Origin of the sequence: Thermoflavimicrobium daqui (assembly GCF_003313465.1) — a bacterium.
GTDB lineage: Bacteria > Bacillota > Bacilli > Thermoactinomycetales > Thermoactinomycetaceae > Thermoflavimicrobium > Thermoflavimicrobium daqui.
In genome coordinates this window covers 110614-122744 of record NZ_KZ845664.1, presented here as the reverse complement: position 1 = coordinate 122744, position 12131 = coordinate 110614, and the positions used below count along the sequence as shown (strand labels likewise).

The 12131-nt window shown below is 36.7% G+C and carries 9 protein-coding genes and 1 CRISPR repeat array; all 9 genes read right to left on the bottom strand.

Going from position 1 to position 12131, the window contains the following annotated elements; translation table 11 throughout:
- Positions 1 to 231 precede the first annotated feature (231 nt).
- A CRISPR array of direct repeats spans positions 232 to 569; the repeat unit is 37 nt.
- 206 nt (positions 570 to 775) lie between these two features.
- Positions 776 to 1051, bottom strand: coding sequence for a CRISPR-associated endonuclease Cas2 (cas2, locus tag DL897_RS03945; protein WP_113657845.1), 276 nt, complete (start codon positions 1049 to 1051; stop codon positions 776 to 778).
- Between the two features lie 10 nt (positions 1052 to 1061).
- Positions 1062 to 2054: a CRISPR-associated endonuclease Cas1 gene (gene cas1, locus DL897_RS03940; protein ID WP_113657844.1), complete on the bottom strand. Its 993-nt coding sequence runs from the start codon at positions 2052 to 2054 to the stop codon at positions 1062 to 1064.
- Positions 2036 to 2641 carry a CRISPR-associated protein Cas4 gene (gene cas4, locus DL897_RS03935; protein ID WP_168188632.1) on the bottom strand — a complete coding sequence of 202 codons (606 nt, stop codon included), beginning with the start codon at positions 2639 to 2641 and terminating at the stop codon, positions 2036 to 2038. Before cas4 ends, cas1 begins: the two co-directional genes overlap by 19 nt.
- A 1-nt stretch (position 2642) precedes the next feature.
- Positions 2643 to 4748, bottom strand: a complete 2106-nt coding sequence (gene cas3 / locus DL897_RS03930; RefSeq protein WP_113657842.1) for a type I-D CRISPR-associated helicase Cas3' — start codon at positions 4746 to 4748, stop codon at positions 2643 to 2645.
- A gap of 3 nt (positions 4749 to 4751) precedes the next feature.
- Positions 4752 to 5516, bottom strand: coding sequence for a type I-D CRISPR-associated protein Cas5/Csc1 (gene cas5d / locus DL897_RS03925; protein WP_145962188.1), 765 nt, complete (start codon positions 5514 to 5516; stop codon positions 4752 to 4754).
- Positions 5411 to 6430, bottom strand: a complete 1020-nt coding sequence (gene cas7d, locus DL897_RS03920) for a type I-D CRISPR-associated protein Cas7/Csc2 (protein WP_113657840.1) — start codon at positions 6428 to 6430, stop codon at positions 5411 to 5413. Before cas7d ends, cas5d begins: the two co-directional genes overlap by 106 nt.
- Positions 6430 to 9369 carry a type I-D CRISPR-associated protein Cas10d/Csc3 gene (gene cas10d, locus DL897_RS03915; protein WP_113657839.1) on the bottom strand — a complete coding sequence of 980 codons (2940 nt, stop codon included), beginning with the start codon at positions 9367 to 9369 and terminating at the stop codon, positions 6430 to 6432. Before cas10d ends, cas7d begins: the two co-directional genes overlap by 1 nt.
- A 121-nt stretch (positions 9370 to 9490) precedes the next feature.
- A complete protein-coding gene (locus tag DL897_RS03910; RefSeq protein WP_113657838.1) occupies positions 9491 to 10555 on the bottom strand; it encodes a helix-turn-helix transcriptional regulator in 1065 nt (354 codons plus the stop codon).
- Between the two features lie 757 nt (positions 10556 to 11312).
- Entirely contained in the window at positions 11313 to 12074 is a 762-nt protein-coding gene (locus DL897_RS03905) for an arylamine N-acetyltransferase family protein (protein WP_113657837.1), read from the bottom strand.
- Positions 12075 to 12131 lie beyond the last annotated feature (57 nt).

Here is a 12131-nt window from a genome sequence, read left to right as displayed (position 1 = left end):
TTCTGTTTATGTTTTTATGAAATAGAGTTGTACAAATTTAATATATAATAAGGCATTTTATTTGCAAACATCTAATTAACCAAAAATAAAAAAGCTCCAATCGTTTTGAACTTTGAATCTTGAATTCTTACGATCTAATAAAAAACTTAGTCGAGAAAATATTAAATAAATTTTAAAAACAGTCTCAATCAGCACCTTGGATTATACAAAACGTAGCCAAAGAGAATACGGCGTTTCAATTCTCTAGATGAGGTGTTTTCTATTGATATATCGAGAAGAAAAGTATGATTGATTTAGGATATACCTACTCTGGTTTCAATCCTCTTGATGAGGTGTTTTCTATTGATACCATTGCAGCTGCGGGCTTTCTAGCAAGGTACTTGTCTTTCAATCCTCTTGATGAGGTGTTTTCTATTGATACCATATCTATGACCGTGTTATACATGTAATGAACGGTCACTTTCAATCCTCTTGATGAGGTGTTTTCTATTGATACGGTTAAAAAATTTACCGCCATAAATATCTGTTTCATCTTTCAATCCTCTTGATGAGGTGTTTTTTATTGATACAGCGATCGTCTGAACCCTTGGTATCACTGGCTTCACAGATTACTTTCCGAACACCTCGCCTTTTTCGGGTTATCGAGGTATATTTTCGCTGCTAAGAGCTGTCTGATAATTAAGTTCAGCCCTTATATATCAAGGACTTTCATGTTTCCGAACACCCCTTGGGATTTTTCCGAAGCATAGGGTGTTCGGAAATTCAACTTCTCTTATTAGAAAATATTACACTTTTCTGTTTCCAATTGCAATAAAACATTTCCTTTATATAATGTTCGTTGACTACAACTCTTACAAATCTCATAAATACATAGTGAATCGTCTTGTTTAAGAAGCTTAGTCAACTGAAATTCAATGGCCACCCACTCTTGTTCCTTACAGTCTAGTTCAAATACAGAATATTGCACCCATTTTCCATAGTCTTTAAGTAATTTAAACACTCGACTTCGACGTTTATCATCAATAATATCATAACTGACAACTCGTTTCATTTAAACTCACCTACTTTGTTAGAAAAGGATAATAATCATCCATTTCATTTTTAAGATATTTTGCTAACAAAAGTGCTTGCTTTTGAATTATTTCTCGATAGCTTAACTTCTGCTTTAATAGCTCATGAAAAACTTCATCTTTACGTCGCTGATCAAATTCAAGTAAAAAGCGGCGACGTCCTTGATCTGTTAAACGTGGCTCCTCATAATTCTGATCAAAATCTTTTTGCTTAATAATCCCTTGATTAATCATTTTTATTACTAAATTATCTACCAAAATAGCCCTAAACTCTTCCATCATATCAAGTGCTAATGATTCTCTCCCATATCTCTCACGATGCAAAAAACCAATATACGGATCTAAGCCAGCAGAAAATAAAGCGCTGGTGATTTCAGCTTTTAAGAGCACATACCCATAGTTTAATAAGGCATTCACTGGATCTTTTGCCGGTCGCTTACTTCGCCCAAGAAAAGAGAATTCTTTTCTTGATAATAATCCTGGGAATACTCGGAAATATTCCTTAGCAGCAACTCCTTCAAGTCCTCTTAGTTGATCTAAGTTTTCAGCCAGTAAGCTTTTCTCCATGACCTGTTTTAAAAAAAGGATAGTAGAATCCAAATCTATCTTTTTCCGGCGTGCAAATCGTTGTAAGCTAACCCGGGTATTTTTTAATTTGGCTAACACAAAGTAACGTGCAATTTCTAAACTTTTCTGATCTGATAGATGTGCTTCTACTTGAGCAATTCGTAACCGAACATTTTTATTTTCCTTTCCAACCAATCTTGCAGCAAACTGGTTACCCGAAAAATAGATCACTTCTTTCTCCTTTTCTGCTAAAAGAAGTAAAGCATCTGTGGTTAATGTTGAGGATTCATGAATAAAAAAACGAATATACTCGTTAACTTTAACTTCCTTGACTAATTTTCTATCTTTAAATATTTTAAGTCGTTCAGATTCCTTACGCACAAAGCAATAAGGCTCTGTCAGATAAAAAGTTCCCATAATACTTTCCCTTTCAAATTTGCTCTGTCTTGTGGTAAACAGTAGTCAACCATACTACAATGTCTACATCGACTCCAGTCATCAATCCCCGAAGGTGGCGAGTTTTTCTCCTGGTACATCTTACGAATTACAGCAATGATCTCGATAGTCTTTTCTCTGAGTTCTGTAGTAAACTCTACTTTTTGTCTACGAAATGAACCATAAAAAAACAGATAACCAAAGGGAACTTCCTTGCCAATTAATTCTTCCAATGCGAGAGCTTGGGCACAAAGCTGCATTTGATTATTTTCCCAATTAGCTAATTGACCACGCTTATATTCCACAGGATATAGACAACCGTTTTTCTCTTCTACCACATCACAGCGGATACTAAGTCCCAGTTTTTGAGACTGGAGGAAGAGAGAACGATATAATTGTCTCTCTCCCCTTTTTTCTTGTCCTACCTCATCGACATGTTCATGAAGCAACTTTCCGTGAATCGTATACACGTTATGATAGAATACTCTTTCAACATATTCATAGTAACAGCGCCTTGGACAGTATACATAAGCATTAATGGCATGACCTTCTATAAAAAGTTCATTCATCTTAAAACACTCCATTTTCTGTCTCACCTAAAAGACTCCATAATTGAAATGCATCTGAATTAAAGGCAATACTCCATTCTCTCCCTTGCCAATTTCGTGCAGGATATATGCGGAACATCGGCGGAAGACGAAGGGTTTCCCTTAATTCCTTGACTGACTGTGGGGTAAAAAATACAATCCATGACTTTTTTTCCTCTGATTGAAATAATGAATACAATTGCTCTTTTAATTCTGGTGAGTCCTCAACTTCTAAAATTAATCGGTCAAGCCGAGTAATTCTTCTCTTCAGGCGATTCGCTATCACTGGTAATTTCCAATAGAGCTTGGCTGCTTTGTCGCGGATGCCTAGTACTTCTGCATAACCAAGGACACGATCTTTTTGTAACTCAGCCAATATCTCTTCCAATTCTGCTCCATGAAAATACTCTTTTACACGATGGATAATCTCCTCTTTAGAAATAAAACGGACACGTCTACGTCGTAGTAGATAGTTAAAATCATACTTCTTTATTTTTCCGGGTATATTTTCATCCCAAAACCAAATATCCGGATAAAAGGTTTCTAACTCTTCGGGGTCTTTATCAGGGTATAATGTTCCTTCCATCGTATTATGCCCACGAAAATGAATAACCGGTTCTATGATCTTCTCTCTCTTCCATCGCTGATATCTTTCATTTTGCGAACCAAATCCTTCATCATACATCTTTTCTACTGTCTCTTGTATCGCTTGAACAACTTGATTTGTTTCTCGGTCAATATGATGTCTCTTTAGTAAATGATAGTGATGAACGAGATTCATGCCACCTACCTTTTGAATGTAGGGATAGAAGCTTTGGAAGTGTCGATAGGTACCTACAATCATCTCCTGTAACTCTTTTCGTGACATCTGTTGGTTGGTATATTCTTTTAGATTTTCTGCCACATAATAAGGAACATAAGCCCATACATATAGAGGAATCTCTGGTTTCTCCCGACTTCCACGTCCGATTCTTCCCAAACGTTGCATAAAACTTCCTGAGTTACGCGCTTCAAAGATCAAAAAGTCCTTGTGTATGTCGCCTTTAAAGTCAACCCCAACTTCAACAGTTGCAGTAGCTACAGTTATCGGTTTCCCTAACTCCCGCCTACTCTGTTTTCGATCAGATAATCCATGCACTTCACCCACATCATATCCTCGGCCACGCAACTCTTGAGCCAGCATCTGTGCCTCATGAATGGAATCGAGAATAATTAATCCTTTTGCTTGTGGATATTCTTTTAAGTAAGACTCAACTTCATGCCATTGTTCCAAGATCTTCTCATAAGTTCCCCAATAGTCGAGCATCGATGGTTGAATGGAAATTTGTAAGGGTTCTAAAAAAATTCGTTCACCATTACGCTTCGGTTTCTTCTCATCTAACCATTTTTCTATTTCTTCCTGAACCCTATAAATTCGTAAATCAAGATTGCTAGCTAATTGGAAAAACTCCTTACGAGGTGTTGCTGAAGATAATAGAAAAGCATGTGGATTCGGCGAGATTGTATCTAATAGCGCCATCCATTGGACTAAAAAATTAACTTGGCTAATATCATATAAGTGAAACTCATCAAAAATTTGCATGTTAAATTGGAGCAAATGATAGAAAAGAAGGGGATTTTCGCCTTTTTTTGGTGAAAACAATCGCTCTTGGGCAATTAACATTAAGTGATCCGGGTTGGATAAAACAGCACGATAACTTTTCCCCATCGTCTCTAACAGTTGTTCTATTTTTCTCTGTCCTGGTCTTCGAATCTTTCTTAATTCCTCAGCTGTCCACACGGCTACCTCATCCCACTTGGATAAAGGTAAACTTTTTTTATCATGAACCGACTCAAATTGATCTTTTACCAATTCATTCACAGGATAAATCCCTAATGCCTTAACCCGAGGTTTTTTTGTCAAATAGCTGTAGTTCGCTAGTGTTTTCCCTGCTCCCGTCATTGCTTCATTCCAGATGATAGCTTTTTGTCCCTTTTGTATCACCTGCTGGACTAGCTCTAATTGTACAATCTGATGTGCATAGGGCTTGATCTCTCCCACAAAAGGTACATCATATGTGTATGCTCTTTCTGCTTTTAATCGAATCATGACCTAATCCCTCCACCAAAAAGCAGCCTCAGGTAAAAATACTTGTTCCTCTCCAATTCGATATCCTTGTATCTCCTCATCCCACACCATACCTTGAATCACCCGAGTAGGGAGTATATTGTAAAGGGATGTAAAATAAACAGGGAGATGTGGTAAGTCCTTTACATTCATAGTGTGATCACATTGTTTGCACATACTTTTTTGCAACGAAACCTCTTTCAGCTGAAGGGATACAGAACTCATCCATTTCCCTAACCGAATTTGATTAGGGAAATGGATCGGATCAGCACTTAATACATAAGTGTAAAATTTTGAACCAGGAGACAAACATTTGATAAATCCCCAGTTTGGATAGCCAATGCTCTTTTTTTTCACTAAAGTCCAAGTTTCATCCAAGGTATTATATTGCATGAGTCGAGATGTATATTTGGTCGCCATGGCTGGAAATATATACAATCCTTTACTATTTAGAGGATCTAATTGACTCGGATATTGCGGAACCTGTTTTTCATGATAATAAGGAGAACTGGTCCAGCCTAGAGCAAAAGCGAGTGCGTAATTATGAATCAGAGGAGCAGTTTCTGCCACTCTTCCTTTTTCCATACTGGCAAAAAATAAATAATCTTCGAGGGTCAATTCAAGACGATAAGCATAATGCTTTTCTAAGATTCCTCTTTTTTCTTCCCCTTCCCTTTTTTCTCTTTCTTCCCTTTGTTCTCTCTCTTTTCCAGATAGGTTTGTTGATCGTTTTTTAGCTCTTGTAACCACTCATGCTTCGCCTCCTCATTACGCCATAAAAAGCGTAAACCTTGTAAGATGTTTTGTAATGATTCCCCCGTATAAAGTTGCACTGGCAAGTAAGCCTCTTCAGCAATGTCCGAAAGTAATTCTTCCATTCGGGTTTTTAGTGTTTGTAAATCAAGAGGCACTTCATTTATACTTCCACTATTTTCTTCGGCCAATCGGTCATATAAATGCTGAACTAATGCAAGATTTGAGATCACCTCAGTCTCTCCAAAGAGCAACGCAACCAAATGGTTTTTCACAAATCCTTGACGTTGATTTTCTGCCCCATATCGTGTTGTAGTTAGAATGTTACGAAGAATATAAGCAAATTCGCTTGGAGTTACATCCACAGCCGTTTCAATGGTTGGAAAATATGCCTGTGGGCGAATATGTTCTCGCTCGGCAAATGCACTCCCAGCTACTCCACCTTGGGTACGATCTTGTATGGCATTTAAAGTGATGGAACGTTGTAATGCATCATAAGGACGGATCGAAAAGCCTGAATCTGTTAAGATACGGGATTTTTGCGATCCTTCGCTACTACTCGCTGCAAAACCATAAATTAGGCAATCTGGACAGCTTCCACACATCTTACTCATAAAATCACATTCATCTGCCCAACCTAGCTTACGATTAAACGCTCGACCTGTTCGTCGCTCCATCGCTACCTGCTTTCTTTTTTGTAAAAGAACCCGTGAAATCAGCTCCGTTTGCTTCTGCCCAGCTCGAACAACCTCTACATCTAACCTTTCTCCTTCAGTAGTTAATACAGCCGTTGACTCAAATTCACGCAATACCACGATACTTGCATAATTTCGACGGGGAGATAAAGGGATTTGTGTTAATAAGTGTGTTGACAAAATATCTCTTACATATGAATCCTTCCAATTTTCCATTATGCTTTGTCCTCCTGACTTTTTATTTTTTCTTGAATTCTTTTCTGAACCTCACGATAGGTTTCAAAGTAAATACCATCTGCTAACTGATTTTCTTTGTGACTTAGTTTAGCTAAACTCCCTCCACATTCTTCCATAAAAAAGCGATGATAAATGAGATTAATTAGTTCTTCTACTCTCTCTAAATTAACCGGATAGGGAATCAAGTCTTTGTTATTCTTACTTTGGTCATGCAGTCTTTCCAGTCTCTTTAATACCAGTCCGTGTAACTGGCTGAGATCTCTACCTTCACGGATTCCTTTCGTTACAGTACGGTATAAGTTTTCAAAACGATGAGCTCGTCCGTTTTGTTTCCAATCTGGACTATATAACTTCAGTGAGACTAAGGCGATCTCTTGTGCAAGTCCCATCATCTTTCCTCCCATACTCTGGTTTACTTCTACACATGAGCGAATAAAAGTTTCACTTACATACTTTCCTTCAACATCCTGTCGCTTAAAAAAGTAAGATCCTGGAATTCCATGAGTTTCAATTTGATGAAGAACCTCCGATATTTGTTTATCTGTAGGTTTTTTTACATCATAAGGATGAATATTTTGATGCACTTCCCACATATAAGCCAGTTGATATAGAATATTAGTCGCATGCTCAATCGGGATCGCTAGTTCCGAAACATTCGTTCCTATATTTTGTTGAATCCATTTAGCAAGTTTATAAGGAGGAGCATCTAAATGCACAGCATAGTGAATATCGCGAATATCAGAGAGGGTTAAAAATGGCTTTTCGGTAATCATGATCCGAAAACCAAATAATTTATTGAGTGATAATGCTGCAGTTAAAGCTTTCATCCAGGCTTCTTCTCTAGTGCGTTCCAGCTTTTCATCAAATTTATAACAGTCATAAGTGAATAGCATCACATTACTAGGAAAACCTGCTATAAATAAATCTTGATTGCTTCGTGGTTTCCCACGCTCTTCCATTTCCAATCGAAAAGATTCGCTATACTTCCGGAAATATTCTCGAATCATTTTCCGAAGATTTCTATGATCTTGCTGTACCAAAGGCGCTTGCCAAGATATTTGCTCTTTCCGATCATGAACGACAATAGCCCCATAGATCGTTTTTAATTCTTCATACAGATGGACCAAAGCTATATCTGTTAATTGAAAGGAAGGAATCGCAAACAAATAAATACGATGTGCTAAAAATTTCTTCTCAAAACGTTGCATACCAAACAATTGGCGTAAAAGATACTCGAACATGCAAATACCACACCAATGTAAGGCACTTACACTTTTCTCTTTTGGTAACAATCGGTTACTATAGACTTGAATAATATCTTGGATAATACCTTCTCTTATTGATTTATCTTTCCCAATAATATGTCGATTACATAAATTACAAACATTCCCTTGATTCGCCTTTCTAGGCTTTAACAGTTCTTTATCCTGAATCAGGTTGAGCTTACGCTGTTTATCCCAAGATAAAATTAGTTGTTCACCAAAATAGTTATCAAGTTCTTGGGAGATCTTCATTTCTTGATCCACAATCTCTACACAAATCTCTGGATTGATGAGATCGCTTAAAAGGTCAATTCCCATCTCTCGTACAATCTCTCTGATTTCTTCAATATGAACTTTTTCAACCGGTTTTCCCTGTATAGATAAAGACTTTAAGTAGCGATAAGATAACCAAATAGGCAAATCCATATGCTTCCCGTCGAGTCTGGAAGGCACAACTTTATACATATCTTCAATTTCTAATTGTAGATAATTAGCTAATACTTGAATTGCTTCCCATTGGCTTTGGTTATTCACTCTTTGTATTAGCCGATGGAAAAAGGCGAAATATTTGGAAGTGAAAAACCATTTTTCTTGTAAATCCTCTGTGAAGGAAGGATCAATTCCCAGCTTTTCATAAATATCCTCTATCCGTTTTACTTTATAATTGGAAAGTTGCTTCTCCGAAATTTTAGTACTTGGGAAATTTTTCGCTTTTCCTTCCATACTAAGCTGATAAAAGAAATAAGCAAATTGTTCTGGCTTACTATAAATCATAAAAGCTAATGTTTGACAGCGGTAAGATTTTGAATCATATAAGTCTTTAGAGTTTACTTCATCTGCTTGCTGATTGATGGACTGAAAAAAATATTGGACTAACTCTTTGGCTACATCTTCTTTTTTGAAAAGTTCTTCCTGTTCGAAGGAAAGATAGAGTGTTCCATCACCAAATCGTAGCCAGGGATAATAGCCTTTCTCTTTCATTACTTCTGCCATCCCCGCATGAAGTAATGAACTAATCATCCCACGTATATCTTGTACATAATGATACTCGATTCGCATTTTTTCGGTTAATGCTTTAGGTAACAAATATCGTAATAGTTGAGTTAAATTATGAAGAGTTTTTCCATCTTGGCATTCTGCAATACTAGTAATAGATGCTGCTTTATCCATTAGTTTGATCCAATGATATAATTCCAGCCACGGATAGGTAAATGGTAAGTGACTAAAATCCCCCATTTTATTAGAAAAGCTAGAAACGCCTGCCACTCTGATAAATTCAGCTGGTATTTCAGTTGGATCTATCTCCAATCCTTGACATAGTTGATCTCGAATTACTTCGATATCGGCAGGTGGAAGCCCATATTCTGACCCTTTCTTCTCTAGTGAACTTTTATGCAAATCATGGAGTGCATATCCAATCAAAGCAACTTTCATCTCTCGCTCATCCCATGGAAGATCATACCGTTCTAAATATTGAGTTAAAGATAAATATGCTTCGATACCCGAACGAATATGATCCCACATGGACTGATCCAATAGATTACGGGTAGGATTGTAATTATAGTATTTAGCAAGACTCTCTGCTAACCTCTCTCCCTTAAAAGTTAGCTCCGCAAAGTTATTTAATAATTTTTGTGCAAAATCATAAATTCCCAATACATCGTCACCTCCTGATCTGATTATCCTACTTTCTAACGCCCTATAGCAAGTAATTCATTTGTATATGAAAAGAGAATCGGAACTACAATATATTTCCGGTTCCGAATAGACTGACTATTCATTTAAAAAAAGAGTTTATTGGGTAGAGACTAACCATCTGTTTAATCTCCTGCTCAATTTCTTGCCTAAAAGATACGGGTTGTTTTACATAAATAGCACTTCCCCAGCCTAATACCCATTTTTTTAATTCAGTTGGACTTTCCACTTTTTTAAATTTGAGTTCTGCTAGTACTTTCCGCTTACCTAAAACTATTTCTTTTGAGATCAACTTTATCTCCTGACTGGCATGCCACTGCTTTTCATAAATTCGGTTTAAAACTTTTTGATCTAGAATATAAAATGTATAATCGGATGGTTTACTCTGATCTCTCTCTGCTTCAAGCATACTTGAAATAAAACTTTTTGCTTTTTGCTCCTTGTTGTAACGCACATCTTCAAGACGATGATAACACTCAGGTAATAACGGTGACTGTTGCTCAGAAAGCTTCTTTAAATCTTTTACACGATCTAAGCGAGTGAGTAAAAGATTTTTTTTATTTATTTGATAATAGGTTCCAATAAGGTAAAAATTATTTTTGACATAATAGACCGCATATGGATCAAAATATCGTTTTTTACCGTTTTTGATGAAAGAAATCGTCTTTCCATAATAAATGGCCTCAAAAATCTCATGAAGCGCTTCATAAAAATGCTTCCTCTCTTTTGGATAACCATAAGTGCTAATATGGTAAAATCGCGACCATTCTTTTAATCGATGAATATCTTGATGTGGTAATACGGAAAAAGCATGTTTTAACAAAAGTTCATAAGCCTGCTTTCCTTCTTCTGGTAACATCGGCTCTATTTGTCTGAGAGCGAGAAATAAATATAAGCGCACCTCTGGTTTTAAATTGGCTACACTTCGTGAAAAGTTCCCCTCATAAAACCCTTTCCTATGAATAATATAATCTTTTTGATTTGCATCATTTAAAAATTCCATCAATCTTTTAAGATCATTACGAATTTGTCTTTCTGTAACACCATATTTTTCTGCTGTCTCCTTAATTGTGTAAGGTCCTGGGTCTAAGAGCAATTCTGCAATTATCGAGAACAATCGGCTGAGATGATTTGTATGCCTTGACACGTTTCCCTTCCTTTCTAATCAATGATTCTTCTATAGTTAGAATAAAAAAAGAATGGCATTTTTTCCATTCTTTTATTTCACTAGCGAATATCCATTCAGAATATATGCATTACTCTTTGAAGTCGTAATCAAACTAGCAATAGATTTACTAAGTTTTAATCTATTGATATCAATTTAACCGAGTAGCTTTCTATGGTCTCGCGTCTCCTTTCAATCCTCTTGATGAGGTGTTTTCTATTGATATTTCAGGAATAAAGCATAACTCCTGTTCGATGTCTGCTCTCTTTCAATCCTCTTGATGAGGTGTTTTCTATTGATATTTCAGGAATAAAGCATAACTCCTGTTCGATGTCTGCTCTCTTTCAATCCTCTTGATGAGGTGTTTTCTATTGATATCTTTATTCATTTTGGGTAGTGAAACTTGCCCCATACACTTTCAATCCTCTTGATGAGGTGTTTTCTATTGATATAGCGGTCGTCAGAGTCCTTGATATCACAGGCTTCACAGATTACTTTCCGAACACCTCTGCCTTTTTCGGGTTATCGAGGTATATTTTCGCTGCTAAGAGCTGTCTGACAATTAAGTTCAGCCCTTATATATCTAGGACTTTCACGTTTCCGAACACCCCTTGGGACTTTTCCGAAGCATAGGGTGTTCGGAAATTCAATTTCTCTTATTAGAAAATATTACACTTTTCTTACTCAAATTACAACTTGATTTTCCTACCATTCCAGAGCCACAAAGTGATTTACCTACCTACTCCAATACAATACCAAATTGATCTTTACTTAACTGTTTAAACTGAGTGGAATCAATACTTTGTTTATTTTTCTCACCATTTTGGGTAACTGTATAGCTATTCTCTGTTAATGTCTGGTGACCCTTTTCCGTGATTTTGGCTAGCAACAGGGATTTATTAAACGGAGAGTTCGGATGATTCGTTATGAGATCTTTCACATGATTTAAGTAGGATTCATCAATGGGTTTTAGATCAAAGAAATAGCTAATTTCTACTTCTCCATTGCGAGCCTTTTCTAAAATATAATCTCCCCACTTCGTTTTTTCCTTGCGAACCCGATATTCACCCGTCACAGACTTTACCCATTCTCCGGTAAAAGGGATCGGTTTTAAGGCAAGGTTGGAGCCAAACCCTACATCGATGATATATTTTTCTTGATTATGGATCAGTGATATGGCGATATGTGTTCCAATCAGATCCTGTTTTTCGTTACCAGAGATGGTAGCTGAAATCATCTGAACGTCAAAACCAAGCTCTTTTAAGAGATTATAAAAGATTGGGTTTAGCTCATAACATACTCCACCACGCTTCTGATCGATGATTTTTCTTTTCAATTGATCGGCATGAATAGCCAAATCTTCTCCCTGAATAATGCTTATATTTTCAAAAGGGACATGCTTAGCGAATTGAAGCATTAGCTCACTTAAGTCTTCGAACTGGACATTCTTGTCCCCTCGGTATTGAATTCGTTTAAACAAAGACTCAATCCATGGATTCATGATTGTCCCCCTCCGGTTATATGCTATTATCTACATAGAAAAAAGAACTCTATATCA

Excerpts from the sequence above, each read along its gene's own strand:
- cas3 (WP_113657842.1), bottom strand. The coding sequence starts at position 4,748 with ATGATTCGATTAAAAGCAGAAAGAGCATACACATATGATGTACCTTTT.
- cas7d (WP_113657840.1), bottom strand. The coding sequence starts at position 6,430 with ATGGAAAATTGGAAGGATTCATATGTAAGAGATATTTTGTCAACACAC.
- DL897_RS03905 (WP_113657837.1), bottom strand. The coding sequence starts at position 12,074 with ATGAATCCATGGATTGAGTCTTTGTTTAAACGAATTCAATACCGAGGG.
- cas4 (WP_168188632.1), bottom strand. The coding sequence starts at position 2,641 with ATGAATGAACTTTTTATAGAAGGTCATGCCATTAATGCTTATGTATAC.
- cas2 (WP_113657845.1), bottom strand. The coding sequence starts at position 1,051 with ATGAAACGAGTTGTCAGTTATGATATTATTGATGATAAACGTCGAAGT.
- cas1 (WP_113657844.1), bottom strand. The coding sequence starts at position 2,054 with ATGGGAACTTTTTATCTGACAGAGCCTTATTGCTTTGTGCGTAAGGAA.